Origin of the sequence: Paenibacillus paridis, from assembly GCF_006345825.1 — a bacterium.
Lineage (GTDB): Bacteria > Bacillota > Bacilli > Paenibacillales > Paenibacillaceae > Pristimantibacillus > Pristimantibacillus paridis.
The window spans coordinates 1870180-1887024 of sequence record NZ_VCIX01000092.1 but is presented as its reverse complement, the minus strand read 5'-3'; the positions used below and the strand labels follow the sequence as shown (position 1 = coordinate 1887024).

Sequence of the window (16845 nt, the reverse complement as noted above, 5' to 3'; positions counted from 1 at the left end):
TCAATTCGAAAGTTATCGAATCGTAATATTGTTGTGACAAGCACATGAAGCAGCATAAGTAGGAGGACGATAGAATGAGAGTTTTAGTTTATGGTGCCGGAGTGTTAGGGAGTTATCTTGCCCACGTATTGGTGCGTGGCGGCAACGAGGTGACCATGTTGGCAAGAGGACGCCGCCTGGAAGAGCTGCGGCTTAAAGGAAATGTAATTCGGCATTATTTTCAACTTCATGCTACGGTGGACAAGGTGAGTGTGATCAGTGAGCTGCGCGAAGACGATATTTATGATCTTATTTTTGTTGTCATGAAGTACCCGGATTTTCAGGCGGTACTGCCTGCGCTGGCGGCGAATCAAAGCAAACATATCGTAATCACGGGAAATAATGCGAGCCCTGGGGAGATGCAGGATTATTTGCAAGTAAACAGCCCTTCTGAGAAAAAGATCGCATTCGCCTTTCAACTAAACGGCGGCTGGAGGGAGGAAGGCAAGATGATAAGCTTGCGTGGTCCGAAGGTGGAAATGGCCATTGGGGGCCTTAATGAAGAATTAACTTGGCGGGCTATGATCGACGAAGCTTTTGTTAACACGAAATATAAACTGACGTATTATCAGAATATGGATGTGTGGCTGAAAAGTCATTTCGTTATGATTTTGCCGATTAACTTTATTGCGAGTGCGAGTCAAGGTAACCTTCGCAAAGCCGGTAGAGACAAAAAACTACTGAATCAGGTGATTGAAGCGACAGATGAGGGGCATCGGGTCTTAGAAAAGCTTGGCTATACGATAACGCCTGCTAGTCAAGTCCAATTGGCACGCGAGAAAAAAAAGCTGTTCTATTTCGGGTTGAAAATGGTGCTTGCCATTCCTGCAGGACGAATGATGTTAAGCGATAAAGCGGTATCTGAAGATGAGATGGCAGCATTAAATCAAGCCTTTCACGATTTGAAAAAAAATGCAAACATTCCGACACCGAATTGGGATAAACTTGAAAGTTATTTTCCTAATGATCATATCTGAATAGTTATGGAATAGCCGTTCATTGACATGAACCCTATTGTAAGCTAAAATTATTCGATAATTATCGAATAATGATATCGTCGAATAGGGGGTTGATGGACATTGGACACAAAAAAAATGGCTAAAATATTTAAAGCCCTTTCGAATGAAAATCGTTTGGAATTATATTTTAAAATCGCGGAGTCCAATGAATCCAGCTTCGAAGCGGGTGGAGGACTTTGCGTTGCAGAAATCGTTTCCTGCTTGAATATCGGTGCACCTACCGTTTCCCATCACATCAAAGAATTGGTGAACGCCGAGCTTGTTACTACTGAAAAAAAAGGAAAGTTTCTTATTTGCAAGGTTAATAAGGAGCTAGTTAATGAAATCACTGAGATGATGGCATTGCGGTAAATTGGATCGGTTATAAAGCGAATTATTTTGATGCCGGAGCGTATGCGAATCATGCGCTCCGGCTTTTTATATTATTAGGACACGAAACTTTATGTAGCTGTTAATTCGTGTTTTTAGACAAAAAATCATAATTGCAGTCAAAGACAAACTCTTCAAAAAACCATACATTTAGAGGGACAACTAATGATGAGGAGTGAAGCTGCGATGATTAGAGGATTAACGAAAGCAGGCTTGGGAGAGATCGGTTCCAATGAAAATTTTATTCGGCAGGCGGCTCGATTCGGATTTCAGTCGGTCGATTTGAATCCGTTGGAACTCATACAGCAATATGGCAATGAAGGCGCTCTTCAATTATTGAAAGAACACAGTATCTCTATCGGTTCATTCGGTTTAGAAGTAGATTGGCGGTCAACCGAAATAAACTTTCAGGAAGGTCTGAAGCCGCTTGTTGAAATGGCGGAGGCAGCGGCTGCATTGAATTGCTCGGCATGCTGTACGTACATTTTGCCTTCTACGGATCTTCCAGCAGCGCCCTTCATGATTGCAGCTACGAGACGATTAAGATTGTGTGCTGACATTTTAGCTGCATATGGAATTTCTTTGGGCTTGGAGTTTGTAGGTTCTCATCATTTACGTACCCAGTGGGCCAATCCGTTTGTTTGGAAAATGGAAGATACGCTGGAATGGATGGGAGCTATTCAAGCGAGGAACGTCGGCTTATTGCTGGATTCCTACCATTGGCATACGAATGGCCTTACCACCATGGATTTGCTAAAGCTAAAACCCGATCAAATTACGTATGTCCACATCAATGATGCGAAGCCTTTGCCTATAGAGGAAGTGCAGGATTCAGATCGGTTATATCCCGGGGAAGGTATTATTGATCTAACTGGATTTTTGCGGAGTCTGAAGCAGATCGGCTACACCGGCGTTGTCGCCCAAGAAGTGTTATCTTATGCATCTAGCCAGAGCTCACAAGAATTGTTGGCCCGGTCAAAGGCTGGTTTTGATAAAGTATTCGCGTCACTGGAAAACTAATGGGTCATGGCATGAACTATAGCGGGTTGGAAATATAGTAGTTGTTGACGTAAAAGGAGACTAGGTATGGCTCAGTTTAAAGGTAAAATAGCGGCGCACACCATTACATGGGGACAAGAGCATCTCCAGGCACTAGAGGAAGTTTCAAAGCTGGGTTATAAAGCGATAGAGCCATGGGCGTCTTTTGCCCTTCAATTTGAAGAGAAGCCAGAACAATTTAAAGGGCTGTTAGCTGACTATGGGCTGGCAATGACCGCCTTGTACGGAGGGGCTTCAGGCGGGCAAAACCAAAGCTTTGGAAATTTGGCTGACCGTCCCCATATCATTGATTATAATGTACGGCTGGCTCGGATCATTGCGGCATGTGGCGCTGATATTCTGGTCTTAGGCCCGGGAGGTACCCGAGACAAGCCTACTACTCGTGAAGAACTGCAAATTGCTGCGGATACGATTAATGAACTAGCTAAGCAAACCTATGCATGGGGGGTAAAAGCATGTGTCCATCCTCATCTATGGACAGAGGTGCAAGACGAGAATGAACTCGATGCCATCATGAGTCTTACAGATCCGGAGTTTGTTTTCTTCGCACCGGATTCCGCCCATTTACTCGGAGCGGGAATGGACCCCGCAGCTAAGATTAGGCAATATCAGGATAGAGTAGCCTACGTCCACCTTAAAGACCTGACTGTCCAAGGAGCAAGCCGAGCTAATTTTCCAGGTTTGCAGGAGCATGAACAGATCCCATTCTTTTGTGAGCTGGGAAGAGGGGCTGTGAATTTTTTTGCTGTTATAGACTCGCTGAATGACATCGGTTATACGGGCTGGGTAACGCTCGAAGTAGACCAATCGACCAATACGGCGTATCAAAGCATGGAGATCTGTCGTGTTTTTGTTGAAGAGCAATTAAAGATTACGGTTAGGGGTTAAATTTAGTTAACTATCTATGTTGACACCTGCCTTATTGATAGCAAAACTATGCGTACCTCGTTCAGAGAGAATATTATAATCTGTACCGCCATTCTATTTAAGCCGCCTCAATGCTTCTGGCATTGGAGGCGGCTTATTTTGATTTTCGGCACATGATTAAGATGAGGTGATTCCTTATCGAATATTCGCGCTAACCTGATTCAATTGTTGAATGTGCATATTGAACTTTTCTATTATACTTTCCCGAAGCAGTATCTTAATATGGACTATAACCTACTTTTTATATAGGAATTATGGAGTATGGAGATTGGCCTATGCCTCATTGGAAACGAAATCTGTATATTCTATGGTTAGGCTTGTTTTTCAATCATATGGCATATACCTTGTCTGTTCCGTTTTTTCCTTTGTTCCTGCAAAATAATTTAGGAATTCAGAGTGGGCTGGAAGTTTGGTCCGGCGTATCGATTTCCATTAGCTTTCTGATCAGTGGACTTTGTGCCCCTTTCTGGGGAGCGCTAGCTGACAAGTACGGCAGCAAGCTAATGCTAATTCGTTCAGGCGTTGGGCTGGCGGTGGCCCATCTGGCTAACTATTTTGTACATGATCCCTACATGTTCATTGCTGTGCGGATATTTCAGGGACTCATGGCCGGTTTTAATCCAGCATCGATCACCTTAGTGGGAACTAATACGCCCGAGAAGCATGTCGGCTATGCGCTTGGTGTCATCTCCACATCTACCGCTGCCGGAGGAATTCTTGGACCGCTGGCAGGTGGAATATTAAGCCATTGGATCGGGCTGAGGGGATGCTTTATTGCATCCGGAATGATTACGCTGATCTCGGCGCTTATGGTACTTGGAGTCAAAGAAACGCGCGGGCCCCAGACCATCGCTCGTTCTAGCATCGTAGGCGATCTGAAAAAGGCAGCCTCCACTCCCGGATTAATGCGAATCTATGGACTGATTCTGCTGGTGTCGACTTCCGTTCTAATTATAGAACCTGTACTGACGCTTTATGTCGTGCAAATCGGGGGAGATGTCAGCAGTGCGACACTTAGTGCAGGCATCGTTTTCTCGGCTATCGGCGTAGCTACGGTGATTATGGGGCCGCGCTGGGGACGGATTGGCGGGAGGATCGGGTACGAGAAAACACTGTTTATCGGTCTGCTAGGTGGCGGAATTGGCAGCCTTCTGCAACTGACTGCGATTAACCTGATTTATTTTGGAAGCTTGCGATTTGTATATGGTTTGTTCTTTGCAGCGGTGTACCCGGCCATGAATGCTCTGATCATAAAATATGTCGATCACGATTTCCGGGGGAGAGCCGTCAGTTTGAGCCAGACCGCCAGCCAATTCGGTATTGTGCTGGGACCGTTAATCGGCGGATTTCTGGGCGGCTGGACAGGAGTGCCGTTTATTTTTCTTCTGACAGGTGTTGTACTGCTGCTAGCCGCATGGGTGGTAAAGGTCAACGATTCAAACAAGACGTTAAAAACCGATTTGATAAATGACCAAACTATAGGAGGGCTTAAACATGACGAAACGACAATTGAAATTAGGAGCTAATTTGAACGGAGTGGGCAACAGTATTTCTTTCTGGCGCCACCCGGATATTCCGGTCAATGCGAGCGTAAGCCTTGATTTCTACAAAAAGCAGGCACTTAAGGCCGAGGAAGGAAAATTTGATCTGCTGTTTATTGCGGACGGTCTGTTTATCAACGAGAAATCCAATCCTCATTTTCTGAATCGTTTTGAGCCTCTGACTCTTCTTACTGCGCTTGCGGGGGTTACCTCAAACCTTGGACTGGTCGCGACTTTATCTACTTCATACAGTGAGCCATTCACGGTTGCGAGGCAATTCGCTTCTCTCGATCATATAAGTGGAGGAAGGGCGGGATGGAACGTCGTCACTTCACCGCTGGAAGGATCAGCGCTTAATTTCGGCAAGGGCGAGCATCCGAATCATGCTTTGCGCTACGAAATTGCGGAAGAGCATCTGGATGTGGTCAGAGGCCTATGGGATTCATGGGAGGACGATGCATTTATTGGAGATAAGGAGAATGGCGTATTTTTTGATCCCGCGAAGCTGCACACGTTGAATCATAAAGGGACTCACTTTTCTGTGCAGGGACCACTGAATGTGGCACGTTCCAGACAGGGGCAGCCGGTCATCTTTCAGGCAGGCTCTTCCGAATCCGGCAAAGATTTGGCTGCCCGGTCGGCAGATGCTATATATACAGCGCATGAGACGCTGGAAGAAGCAAGAGAGTTTTATGCAGACGTTAAGAAAAGAGCGGTAGCGCTTGGTCGCAAGGCAGAAGATATCCTGATTTTCCCTGGCATTGGTCCAATCGTGGGGAAAACGGAAGAAGAAGCCGAGCAAAAATATCAGGAAATCGCGGGACTGGTCACCATTGATCAGGCTCTGAATTATTTAGGCCGATATTTTGAGCACTTCGACTTCTCTCAGTTCCCGCTGGATGAACCGTTTCCTGAGATCGGCGATCTCGGCAGTAACAGCTTCCGCAGCACCACAGACAAGATCAAGCAGCAGGCAAAAGAAGAGGGGCTGACCTTGAGGCAAGTGGCATTGCTCACCTCTACGCCTCGCACTTCGTTCATCGGTAGACCAGAGAAGGTGGCTGATTTGATCCAGGATTGGTTTGAAAGTGAAGCCGCTGACGGTTTCAATATTCGTACGGTGGTGCCAGGCGGTCTTGAGGACTTTATTGATCTGGTAGTTCCGGTCCTGCAGGAGCGGGGGCTGTTCCGTACCGAGTACGAGCATGAGACGCTGCGGGGCAATCTGGGACTTCAGGTTCCTGCTAACCGTTATGCTTTAATTAATTAGATGTAATTAAATTTAATCCTTTTTAAAGCTTCTGCCGCTTTATACCGGTAGAAGTTTTTTTGTTTAGGGTGGGAGCATTGGTAATAATATTCCAACTAATGGTATGATAATAGTATTGTCTTCAATGGCTGTATTTCTCAAATTTGAGCATTGGACTATGTTTTAAATTTTCAAATCAGTAGTTTAGCTGCTTATCGTTTCTGCACATTCGTTAGCCAAGATAATTACTACAAATGCTTATAGTTGACCATAAGGAGCTGAAATCATGACCGCAAAAATCACTGCGGAACAAATCCGCATTATTGAATATGATCCATCTTACGCAGGAGACGTGGCTGAGATGTGGAACGCCAGCCGCGAAAGTTGGGGAGGCGGCACCAACCTTAGAACGGAGGACACGGTGCGACGGGAGATGGAGAGTTCGTCAAATCTTCATGTATTTCTCGCTGTCCATGGCAAGGAAGTTGTTGGCTTCTGCAGTTTTGCCCACTATCGCCAGGACGAAGGCGCTTTGTATGTGCCGCTGCTAAATGTGCATCCGGATTATCATGGCTACAAGGTCGGCCGCAATCTCATATTGAACGCCGTCCATAAGACGGTTGAAGCGGGATGGCCGCGCCTCGATTTGTTCACTTGGGCAGGCAACACAAAAGCCGTACCGATGTATAAGAAATGCGGGTTCTTCTGGGAGAAAAATGATGATTATGTTCATTTGATGAATTTCATTCCAACGATCCTGCAAACGGAGGCGCTCGCTCCATATTTCAAGGAGCTTCATTGGTACGAAGACAGCACACGTGAGCTCGCCATTGAGCCCGATGGTCGCCGAGAACGTGGCTTTGATTTTTATGATTACTCCTGGCGTAAGGGAGAGCTATTCCTGCGCGCTGAATTTGAGAAAAGCGGACGTGGGCTGACCGCTCTCCAAACGCCAGATTATGAAATTTCCACTGAGATCGAAGAGCATGATCTTGTGTTCGGAGCCAGCTATCAGGTTCGTTATCGTATCAAGAATTGCTCGGCGTCGGAGCTGTCCATCGAAATCAAAGGCCAGGACGACAAAAATATTCGTTTTGCCCTCTCTGCAGCAAAAACGATCGCTCCAGGAGAAACAATCATCGTGGAGGGTGAATTTGAGCTTGATCCAGTTATGGAGGAGCAGAAGGATAAGAAGACCCATCCCGTTGTGATAAGCAAATGGATGATCGGCGGTAAGCAGGCAGAGTTTCGTATAGGCATCGCCCCGAAATTCCCGGTTAAAATGAAGATGGTATTACCTTCACAGCAGCTCTATCCGGGCATACTTGCCGAGCTGTACCTCAATGTGGAGAATCATTTTGCTTCAGAGGCGGAGTTCGCTTTCGACCTGCCGGAGGATGAATTCTTGGTTTGGGAAGAGCGTGCAGTCGCCTTTAAGGTTCCGGCAAAGGGAAAAGCTTCTATTTCCGTCCCCTTTACCTTGCAGTCCTATGGGCTCTACTCGCGAGAAGTTGAGGTTAAGGCCGTTCAGGCCGGTGAGAACGCGGTTTTCTTCAATAGCAAACTGTCCGTACTAATAAAAGGAACACATGGACGCTTTGGCGGGGAAGACGGAGAACAGTGGGTCGTCGTGAATGGCGCATTTTCCCTTCATCTCAACAAGCACGAAAATCACATGAGCATCGAGTATCCTGGTTCTAACCATAGATTCTGGTGGTCTTATCCGAAGCTAGGGAAGCCATTTGTAGAAGAGTTTTCCAAGAAGCAGGCCAGAGAAGTGAACATCTTTTCGGATGGGGAGAGCCAAGTGCTCGAAGCTCTCTACGAGTCGGAAGATTACCCAGGGCTTGAGATTAAATCAGTAGGCAAGCTCTTCGCAAGTGGAATCACCGAATTTTATTATGAAGTGGGCAACACCGGCAGTATTGAGCTGACAGAGGATATTTATTTGTTGACGAATTTTGGGTTTTTCGGAAACAGGCTCATTCTGCCTTACCAAGGACATTTTGTGGATATGGGCGATGCTTACTCTGGAGATCCGGATCATTGGGAAAGTGCCCATATTACAGAAAACTGGCTTTTCTGTAAAGAGGAGAGTGTTGCTTACGGGATCTGTTGGGACCCATCCCTCAAGCTGCTTCGCCCGGAATATCCGCTTGGGCTGGAGCATAACGTTGGTCGTATTTCAGACGGAGCCGTCGTGCGGACTAAGGCCACCGTGTTTGCGCTAAATACCTTCAACAAGTGGTGGGATTTCCGCTCCTACGCCCGTAAGCTGAGAAAATCTGTTGAACCGATGCTGAATGATCATCTTGAACTTATAATCGGCGAGGGAAATCCGTTCGCGGCCAGTACGTTAAGTGCAGAATTACTCGAACGGAAGCTGGTACCGCTCGCTGGCAGTATCGAATGGCATGCGCAAAACGATAACGAACCAGAGAAGAAGGTTTCTGTCCACGAGCTGCAAAGGGAGCAGGATCTGCGTTCAGCCCGCTATGCCTTTGCTCCAACGGAACCGGAATCGTCAGAACTTAGCGCATCTGCTTGGAAGGTCCGTACCGTCTATCACGGTGAGGACCGAGTTCAGGAGCGTTCGTCTCTATGGTTCCCGCAGACAGAAGCAAGCATCAAATTCGAGATAGAAGAAGGAGAGGCAGGGCCCATTCACACTGTAAGCAACGGAGTTCTCTCTCTAGCAGCTGCTTCTGGATTTGGCAGCATCGTACATTCACTGAAATTTCAAGGAGAAGAATGGCTGGACAGCTCCTATCCGGAAGCGATCCCTCATTCGTGGTGGAATCCATGGCACGGTGGATTAGGCGTTGGGATTTCAGGAATGAGTGGATTTAGTCGTCAGCAGGAGCCGAGATCCGCAGCTTGGACGGAGCAGGCGGATGATCAAGGCAACGTCTGGAAGGGACTTCGAATGACAACTTGCATTGAGAAGCAGGAAGCGAATCGAGGGATCACGATCGACCAGCATTACCTTATGCTGCCTGGCGTGCCTGTGCTCTGTGTGCTGCATTCGGTAACCAACAAAAGCGGCGTGGCTCTTCCGAATTATTCGCTGTCGGAAGATAGTTACTTCAAGCCTTCGGCTGTTTTTTCCGAAGGATGGGTAGAGCTCCCTGAAGGAGAGCGGTTCCTTCTAGGAAAGCTGGGAGCAGGACTTCCTTCCAAGGGGATCATGCGAATCGGTGCATCAACACGCAAGGATATGCTGCATATCGTGAATAGGCATCCCAACCAGAGCGCTTCGGTGTATGTGAACAATATGGTGCTCACTCACGGTGTAAATTGCCAGCTGCCACTGCTGGATGGAGAAACAGTCTGGACACAGCCGACCTTTCTGATCTTTGGGAAAATGCTCCTGAATGAAGAGGATGTACGTGGCTTATCAAAGCTAACCTTTGCGAACCTTACGGATGAAAAGGAGATTTCTCATGCCGATCATTGATATTCATATCCATCTGTCGGATATCGATAGCTTTCATCATACAGCGAGGAATTTGTCCAAAGTGGATTATTCCGTTGCCGGCCTCAAGGCGGAATTTGATAAAAACGATGTCATTCTTGGCATTGGTATGGGCGTTTCGGAGCAGACGAAGGGAGCCTTCCCTGATATCCATTCGCCTAATCCGATGGGACTGGATTTGGAAGGCACCGTCCCGCCTTTCCTGATGGAATGTGTGGGGATTAATCCGAACCTGCTTACTGGTAAAAATGCTTTAGTGGAGCTGGACCGGATTGAAGCGCGGCTGCAAGCACCCGAAGTGGCCGGAATCAAATTGTATGCCGGATACTATCATCATTACGTCTATGACGCTATCTACTCACCGATTTATGAGCTAGCAGCCAAGTATAATCTGCCTGTGGTTATTCATACTGGCGATACTTACTCCATGAACGGATTGCTTAAGTATTCGCACCCGCTTACCGTAGATGAATTAGCCTATCAGCAGCGCGGCGTAAACTTTATGATCTGCCATCTGGGTGATCCTTGGGTAATGGATGCCGCCGAAGTGGTTGCCAAGAATCCGAACGTCTACGCCGATTTGTCAGGCCTGGTCGTTGGCGATCGGCCTCACTTTGAAAGGTTTATGAACGAACCGTTATATATGGACCATTTTCGACGGGCGCTGGTGTACTCCGACCATTACGAGAAGATGTTGTTCGGGACGGACTGGCCTTTAGCAGCAATTGACCTGTATGCCGAATTCGTCCGTCGGCTTGTTCCGGAGCAGCATCATGAGAAGGTATTTTACGAGAATGCGTTTGGACTGTTTCCACGTATCCAGGATCGGATCGCAGCGCTCTAAGCTCCTCCACTTGATAACCGTGTAGTCTTGGTGCAATTAAACGCTAGGATAATGAAAACGAGCAAGCCATCCCTGAACGACAAAGTATGGGATGGCTTTTTTTAACTGCATAAAGCAGACGTTGACTAGAGGATCCCCGCGATTATAGCTGTTGCCAGATGTCAGATTAAAAAAGTAAGATTTAAGGATATTCAGTGGAAATCTATTTTTGATAAAATAGTCCGTAACTGGTTCATATGCTATTTGGAGAGGATGAGAATGAAGGAATGCACGAGTTAGAGCGGAGTACTTGGATTGCTATGAACAAGGGTGAGAAGGACGCGGCGATGCGTTCACTGCTCAGTAGACTGCCGCAAGGTTTTGAGTATCAAGGATTTACGGCTTTTCAGCGATATGGAAAAACGAATGAAACAGGGATATTTACATATAAGGATAGTGAATTTTTGTTTATTCCTGGCGATCAGGCCACGCTCGGCTGGGAACGCTGGGAACATGGCATGGATGAAGCCACGCAGCAGGATTTGATAGAATCGCTTAGCGAATACGACATCGAGGATTCAGATCAATTTCTTCGAGATCAAATGTCGCCGCTGAGGCAAGCGATTATTGGAGCAATGCTTGTGGAGCGCGTCCCTCGATCAGCCGGATGGCAAGAGGTTCCACTTGAAGAACTATCAGCGCTTGACGAACCAGAGGTAGAGAGTGAACTTGCAAAATTCCGCGCCTCCACCTATAGCGAATATGAGCGGCATCTGCATTTTCGGCTTATACGTCAAGAAGAAGAAATCGTCCTTTATATGTTCAACGAAGATTTGACCTACGATCAAGCGGTGAGCAGCCTACTTGACGAAGGGTTTAGTCTTCTTACTGAAGATGAGTGGGAGTATTGCTATGGTGGCGGCTGCCGGACCTTATTTCCCTGGGGCGATAGTTTCAACTACAATTTCAAGCTCAAGCACTTTGAAGACCTAAATACAGACAATACTTCGCGAGAGTACGATCTGGAGCTGCCCAATGCCTTCGGACTGCATTTTACAGGAGATCCTTACCAGTGTGAATGGACTACCCGCGAAGGTCTCCTTATGCCCAAAGGGGGAGATGGAGGAAGCATGATCTGCGGAGGAACGGGAGTTGTGGTTGGTTACTTGCCAGCTGCCGCTGTATATTATCGAGATCCTTACAGTGAAGATGTGGAATGGGATGACATGATGGGACATTTGCATTACAGGAGGATTGTGCGACTGTAAAAATATTTAACCATTCAGCTCCTCGTCAACAGAAGTTGTCCCTGTGCAAAGCTCCACAAACGTATCGGCTATCTGTTTGCAGTCCTCGAACCCCAAGTTGCCGGAGTGGGCAACCAGTATGGGATATTCACCATTCTTCATGTCCCCACGCATATCCCATAAATAATGGTTGCCACTGCCATCCATGGCGAAGGAAACCGCATCAGGCATATATTCAGGAATCTCATAAGCCAAGTTCATCTCTCTAAGATCAGCCGTACTGAAAAATTGAAAATATCGTTCACCGTTACCGAACTCGCCACCATGGGCATAACGCAGGAAAGCTAAATAGCTCTCTGGCAATTTTTTTTGAGGAAAGGACCAGTCGGCAGGATCAATCGGGATATATTTCGGATACAAGGGGTCCGATAGCGGAAACGGATTGCGCTGCCGATTGTTAATTTCCTTTTTTTCTGGATCGGTTAGAGCGATATTCCACGTATGGAGAAAACGCAGCAACTCTTCCTCAGCTATGCCTTCAGAACACTCATAATTAGATTCGAAGCGGATTGTCCAGTTCATCTCATCATCTTCCTTTCAGTGCTGGATTAGCTAATATAGTTACGAACATTTTGCCTAATTGCCAACGAGCAGAGATATATATAAAGCGTTTACCGATGGAATGTAAATATGTCAAAATTATAGTGATCTGCTTCTATTTTTTGTGTTATTATACAAATATAATGATTAGTTCCGAAGAACTATACAAAATTTGTAAAAAGGAGAGAGAATCGATAACGAGATATGATAAATCAATTACTCATTCATCTTATTATCATATTGTTTCCGATCTTTATCCAGCAGTTCTTTTTTGCGCGCAAAAAAATATCGGATGACATTCGCTACCAAGTCGTAAATGGCTGCATGTTCGGCGCATCAGCCGTGCTGTGCATGACGTTGCCAGTCCAAGTAATCGGAAACTTTCAGGGTGACCTAAGATCCATACCCGTTATTATATCAATCTTGTATAGCTCTGGAAAATATTTGCCCGGCATTATCGCCTTGTCTATTGCCGTACTTTACCGTATTTACTTAGGCGGCGATGTTATTATCATAACTACGATTGGTTTTTTAGCGATTGTAGCTCCAAGCTTTTTCTTTATAAAATCATTTTCAAGCTATAAGACGATCAAACGCATGATCATCTGTATCCTTTTATCCCTTCATTCCGTTATTCTTGTTGTCATCAGCTTGGTTAGCTACATAAAGATTCAAGCTTACACCGTAGAGGATCAAAAACATATTTTCATCACAATATCCATATTAGCAATAGCTTCACTCATCGGGATGGCGATTTCTTCCTTGCTTAAAGAACATATCCTTGAAACGAACTATTTGAAGCTGGAGCTGGAGCGAAGCGAGAAGCTCAAGATTGTGAGCCAGATCGCAGCTTCGGTTGCTCATGAGGTGCGTAATCCGCTCACTGTTGTCAAAGGATTTCTGCAGCTGCTCAAAGAATCGGTAGATGATAGAAAAAAGGATTATTTAAAAATAGCTTTATCGGAGCTTGAGAGAGCGGAATATATTATTACCGATTACCTCAACTTGGCTAAACCTCAGGCAGACCAGCTTGAACAGGTGGAAGTGTCCAGCTTTCTGAGCAGTACGCTCGAAATTATGAACTCGTTCAGTTTAATTCAAAATGTCCAAATCCAATTAAATTGCAATCAAACAGATCTGTTTGTACTTGCTGACAAGCCAAAGCTGTCACAAGTCGTGCTGAATTTAATTAAAAATGGCGTGGAGGCCATTCCCAATACAGGGATAGTTACCGTTAATGCCTATTATCGCAATGAGGAGATCTTTATTGAGATTAAGGATAATGGAAAAGGAATGTCCAAGGAAGATTTAGACAATATAGGTACGGCCTTTTTTACGACCAAAGATACGGGGACGGGACTAGGGATATTGGTTACGATTCGAATCGTGGAGGCCTTGAACGGAAAAATTTCGTTTGAGAGCAAGGAAGGTGCCGGGACAAAGGTTGTACTCCGTTTTCCAGCGGTAGAAGGGGAACGATAAATTCGAATTTTGAAAATAATAGGAACGCCCCTGTTTCCGTTGACCTCGGAACAGGGGCGTTTCACCTTATTTCATACGAAGCATCATCGTCCATAAATCGGAGTTTTCGTAGCCGAGGCGCCATGCGGCAACGCCAGCGAGATCATATGCTTTGGCTAGATCAATGCGGGCTTTGACGGTTGCTTCGGTCTCTGCCCAGAACAAGTAGGTGAAGCCATCCTTCACGTATTTGTATTTCATCTGGCCGGAGGCGGCGTCATAAGTGCCTTGCGCGTGAGTATCGGCGATCAGTTTAGGCACTTCCTTCATCAGAACGGCGCGATTGCTAACCAATTTATTGCTGCTGTCGAGCTTCCATTCCCTGACGTAGAAGGGGATTCCCAGCATCAGCTTGTTCCTCGGAATATCGTAGCTAAGAAAATGCTTTACACCTTCCTCGGCCCATTGCAGCCCTGCGACAGAGCCAGGGGTATCACTGCCGCTCCAATGCTCATCATAGGCCATAATAATTATGGTATCGACGACAGGAGCAAGCGCGGCATGATCATACGCGGTTAAGTGATTCCAGCTTAGACTGCCTCTGGGTAAATCAATGGACAGCTGCATGCCTTTTGCCTGTACAGCTTTCGCGAAAGCTGTGACAAAGGAGGTGTAAGCGATTCGGTCGCTGCCGGCCACTTCCTCAAAATCAAGATTGACGCCTGCTGCGCCGAGCTGAGATAGTCTTGTTGTGATTGTGTTAATGAATGATTTCTGAGCTGTGCTGTTTTTCAAAAACGCGGTAGTCATCTGTTTATTAAACTGATTATGAACAAGCGGCATCACTTGGATTCCTTTTTCTTTAAACAAGGAAACGATGGCTGGATCGGATTTATCAGTGACGGTTCCATCTGCGGCAGCAAGCTCAAACCACGTGGGAGAATCAATCGTTAAGCCTTGCGTGTTAGCGGTATGGCCAATGATCGTAGAACTGGAGGAACTTCCGTTCCAGCCCATATATACTAACTTCTTCGTTTGGCTCCATATGGTTCTGCCTTCACTCGTTCGCACAGAGCTGTTCGCGAAACCTTTGGCATAAGCAACAGCACTGCTTCGCGCGTTGAATGCTTTGAGCTTGTTGTCGCCTTGATAGACGGCTAGGAAAGGAATGCCGGACCAATAAACCTGATCCTTGTAGTAAACCTCGGCATTTGGCGTTTTTTTGGCAAGCTGAACGGCAGCCTCCAGGCTTATAGCAGAGCCAACAATCTTGCCTGCTTGTTGAATCAAATAATCGGCAGTATTCGAATGGACGATTTTGTTTGTCTTTACATTCAATACTTCACTGCCCGTTATTCCAGCAGAAGCATGAATGGCTTCCTTAAGAAAGGAATATAGAGGCGTGTTTTCGACTGGTCCTCCATTTAACATCAATTGGTAGACAGGAGCTGCTTCTTGCTGAGCTTTAACCTGGGCAGCTGTAAGGTTGCTCCAAACCCAGGTGTTCGAGTTCAGCTCCATAATATGAGCATTGCCCCATTTAGAGGCTTCTTGCTTAGCAGCTGCAAGAGTAGGAAAGGACCATTTTATATTCGTGTTATCGCCTTGAAAGAGCTGGTATTTCGCGTAGGATTGATAGACCCAGCCAACGTTCTCCAAATCGCGAATATGTACGTTGGTCAGTTTCCTCGCTGTCGAAAGTGCTTCATTGTAACTCTGAAATGCCCATTTGGACTGTGTCTTACCGTTCTGGTAAAGTTGATAGCGCGGAAGGTTGTCCCAAACCCAGGCGCGTCCGGAAATGGTCTCCACATGGCTGTAGGCGAATTTGCCAGCATAGGCGATAGCCTGTGACTGTGTAGCGAATTCTTTTAATGCCTGATCGTTCTGGTAAACACGGTATTTGGTCATTTGTGGGGACGCTGCTTCGACTGTACTCGTCAAGGTAGTCAGGCTGGTTTGTAAAACTAATAATAGCAGCAGGGTGGTGCTTATCCACTTTCTCATAGATTGTCCTTGCTCACTCCTCTCCATATCCTACAGTTAGACGCAAGGAAAGGGCGGAGGTTGCTCTCTATCTATGAATCCTAGACTAGCAATTATTTCAAATAGAACGATTATCGGAAATTGAACATGAAAAAAAGCACCCAGAGGCGCGTTATCTTACGATAAGCGAAGCTTCTGAATGCTTAATGGTCTAACCTTCCTCGGTAATGTCCGCCCAAAACTCTTCATCCGCATCTAGCGTAATGTTGGAGCGAAACACTCTTTTATTGTATTGCTTAATCATATACTGCTCAATAGCCTCAAGGATGTTAGACTCCAGAATGAACTGGCTGCGACCCTTTACCCAAACCTCAGCCGTAAATCCGTATTCCTCTTCCCATGAGAGCTGAACTTCCACATCCGTCGGGCTGACGCCTCTGCGGTCGGCCATGTTCAGGCAGATAGCGTTTATAATTTCATCCGTATAGATACGCACGATTAGTAAGGTCTCCGTTGATCTGGCGGGTTGCGCTTGCTGCGCAAGTATACGAATGCTACGCGTATCAGCATAATGATCGCGAAGATCGCCAGTAGATTAATCATGAAACCCAAAATGTTACCAAATGCGCCCATGCCAGCAAACATACTGCCGAACATCAAGCCAGCCAAGCCGCCGATCATCATGCCTTTCATAAGGCCGCCGCCGCTGAAAAATCCTGGTTTTGTTGTGCCTGCTGTCGTGCCTGCTTTTGTACCCGGGTTGCTTTGATTTACGTTTTCTGATTTCTTAGGGTTTTGCGTTACGCTTTGCTTTGGAGATTTAATGCCGCCGCCCCGTGGTTTTGCATCGGCATACTGTCCAAACCCTAATGTGAAGAATAGAGCTAACGCCAGCATGACCATGAATCCCTTTTTCATCTGTCTGTTCTCCTCCTGGTATCTTTAATACATAAGCTGCTTACCGTCTTTCATACGCATAAGTGAGACTTGGGTTTCATTTATTTATATAGGATTGGTCTAAAAGTATGAAAGTATAAGTGATCTATGCTA

At 46.2% G+C, this 16845-nt stretch carries 14 protein-coding genes; 10 read left to right on the top strand and 4 right to left on the bottom strand.

Features of this window, described 5'->3' with window-relative positions:
* Positions 1 to 74: 74 nt before the first annotated feature.
* From FJQ58_RS30275 to FJQ58_RS30235, 9 genes are all read left to right on the top strand, one after another.
* Positions 75 to 1016: a ketopantoate reductase family protein gene (locus FJQ58_RS30275; protein ID WP_139999294.1), complete on the top strand. Its 942-nt coding sequence runs from the start codon at positions 75 to 77 to the stop codon at positions 1014 to 1016.
* 102 nt (positions 1017 to 1118) lie between these two features.
* A complete protein-coding gene (locus FJQ58_RS30270; protein ID WP_139999292.1) occupies positions 1119 to 1409 on the top strand; it encodes an ArsR/SmtB family transcription factor in 291 nt (96 codons plus the stop codon).
* A gap of 204 nt (positions 1410 to 1613) precedes the next feature.
* Positions 1614 to 2447 carry a sugar phosphate isomerase/epimerase family protein gene (locus FJQ58_RS30265; RefSeq protein WP_139999290.1) on the top strand — a complete coding sequence of 278 codons (834 nt, stop codon included), beginning with the start codon at positions 1614 to 1616 and terminating at the stop codon, positions 2445 to 2447.
* A 66-nt stretch (positions 2448 to 2513) separates the two neighbouring features.
* A complete protein-coding gene (locus FJQ58_RS30260) occupies positions 2514 to 3374 on the top strand; it encodes a sugar phosphate isomerase/epimerase family protein (RefSeq protein WP_139999288.1) in 861 nt (286 codons plus the stop codon).
* Between the two features lie 314 nt (positions 3375 to 3688).
* On the top strand, positions 3689 to 4939 hold the full coding sequence (locus FJQ58_RS30255) for an MFS transporter (protein ID WP_139999286.1): 1251 nt from the start codon (positions 3689 to 3691) through the stop codon (positions 4937 to 4939).
* A complete protein-coding gene (locus tag FJQ58_RS30250) occupies positions 4908 to 6224 on the top strand; it encodes an LLM class flavin-dependent oxidoreductase (protein ID WP_139999284.1) in 1317 nt (438 codons plus the stop codon). Before FJQ58_RS30255 ends, FJQ58_RS30250 begins: the two co-directional genes overlap by 32 nt.
* A gap of 265 nt (positions 6225 to 6489) precedes the next feature.
* Entirely contained in the window at positions 6490 to 9660 is a 3171-nt protein-coding gene (locus FJQ58_RS30245; protein WP_139999282.1) for a GNAT family N-acetyltransferase, read from the top strand.
* On the top strand, positions 9647 to 10522 hold the full coding sequence (locus tag FJQ58_RS30240) for an amidohydrolase family protein (RefSeq protein WP_139999280.1): 876 nt from the start codon (positions 9647 to 9649) through the stop codon (positions 10520 to 10522). Before FJQ58_RS30245 ends, FJQ58_RS30240 begins: the two co-directional genes overlap by 14 nt.
* A 266-nt stretch (positions 10523 to 10788) precedes the next feature.
* A complete protein-coding gene (locus FJQ58_RS30235; RefSeq protein WP_139999278.1) occupies positions 10789 to 11769 on the top strand; it encodes a formylglycine-generating enzyme family protein in 981 nt (326 codons plus the stop codon).
* Between the two features lie 6 nt (positions 11770 to 11775).
* Here the strand turns inward: FJQ58_RS30235 and FJQ58_RS30230 are convergent, their stop codons facing one another.
* Positions 11776 to 12330: an SMI1/KNR4 family protein gene (locus FJQ58_RS30230; RefSeq protein ID WP_139999276.1), complete on the bottom strand. Its 555-nt coding sequence runs from the start codon at positions 12328 to 12330 to the stop codon at positions 11776 to 11778.
* Positions 12331 to 12552: 222 nt separating this feature from the next.
* Between FJQ58_RS30230 and FJQ58_RS30225 the strand changes: the two genes are divergently transcribed.
* Positions 12553 to 13830, top strand: coding sequence for an ATP-binding protein (locus FJQ58_RS30225; protein ID WP_139999274.1), 1278 nt, complete (start codon positions 12553 to 12555; stop codon positions 13828 to 13830).
* Positions 13831 to 13896: 66 nt separating this feature from the next.
* Here the strand turns inward: FJQ58_RS30225 and FJQ58_RS30220 are convergent, their stop codons facing one another.
* The 3 genes from FJQ58_RS30220 to FJQ58_RS30210 all read right to left on the bottom strand — a co-directional run bounded on the left by FJQ58_RS30220 (position 13897) and on the right by FJQ58_RS30210 (position 16713).
* Positions 13897 to 15816, bottom strand: coding sequence for a glycosyl hydrolase family 18 protein (locus FJQ58_RS30220; protein ID WP_139999272.1), 1920 nt, complete (start codon positions 15814 to 15816; stop codon positions 13897 to 13899).
* Positions 15817 to 16006: 190 nt separating this feature from the next.
* Positions 16007 to 16291, bottom strand: coding sequence for a DUF2653 family protein (locus tag FJQ58_RS30215; protein ID WP_175598033.1), 285 nt, complete (start codon positions 16289 to 16291; stop codon positions 16007 to 16009).
* A 2-nt stretch (positions 16292 to 16293) separates the two neighbouring features.
* The gene (locus FJQ58_RS30210; protein WP_238404399.1) at positions 16294 to 16713 is read right to left on the bottom strand and encodes a hypothetical protein; all 420 of its coding nucleotides are present in this window, start codon (positions 16711 to 16713) and stop codon (positions 16294 to 16296) included.
* Positions 16714 to 16845: the final 132 nt, after the last annotated feature.

Bases quoted from the DNA above. Each gene is read 5' to 3' on its own strand.
- FJQ58_RS30275 (WP_139999294.1), top strand. From the start codon at position 75: ATGAGAGTTTTAGTTTATGGTGCCGGAGTGTTAGGGAGTTATCTTGCC.
- FJQ58_RS30265 (WP_139999290.1), top strand. From the start codon at position 1,614: ATGATTAGAGGATTAACGAAAGCAGGCTTGGGAGAGATCGGTTCCAAT.
- FJQ58_RS30260 (WP_139999288.1), top strand. From the start codon at position 2,514: ATGGCTCAGTTTAAAGGTAAAATAGCGGCGCACACCATTACATGGGGA.
- FJQ58_RS30255 (WP_139999286.1), top strand. From the start codon at position 3,689: ATGCCTCATTGGAAACGAAATCTGTATATTCTATGGTTAGGCTTGTTT.
- FJQ58_RS30250 (WP_139999284.1), top strand. From the start codon at position 4,908: ATGACGAAACGACAATTGAAATTAGGAGCTAATTTGAACGGAGTGGGC.
- FJQ58_RS30245 (WP_139999282.1), top strand. From the start codon at position 6,490: ATGACCGCAAAAATCACTGCGGAACAAATCCGCATTATTGAATATGAT.
- FJQ58_RS30240 (WP_139999280.1), top strand. From the start codon at position 9,647: ATGCCGATCATTGATATTCATATCCATCTGTCGGATATCGATAGCTTT.
- FJQ58_RS30235 (WP_139999278.1), top strand. From the start codon at position 10,789: ATGCACGAGTTAGAGCGGAGTACTTGGATTGCTATGAACAAGGGTGAG.
- FJQ58_RS30230 (WP_139999276.1), bottom strand. From the start codon at position 12,330: ATGAACTGGACAATCCGCTTCGAATCTAATTATGAGTGTTCTGAAGGC.
- FJQ58_RS30225 (WP_139999274.1), top strand. From the start codon at position 12,553: ATGATAAATCAATTACTCATTCATCTTATTATCATATTGTTTCCGATC.
- FJQ58_RS30220 (WP_139999272.1), bottom strand. From the start codon at position 15,816: ATGAGAAAGTGGATAAGCACCACCCTGCTGCTATTATTAGTTTTACAA.
- FJQ58_RS30210 (WP_238404399.1), bottom strand. From the start codon at position 16,713: ATGAAAAAGGGATTCATGGTCATGCTGGCGTTAGCTCTATTCTTCACA.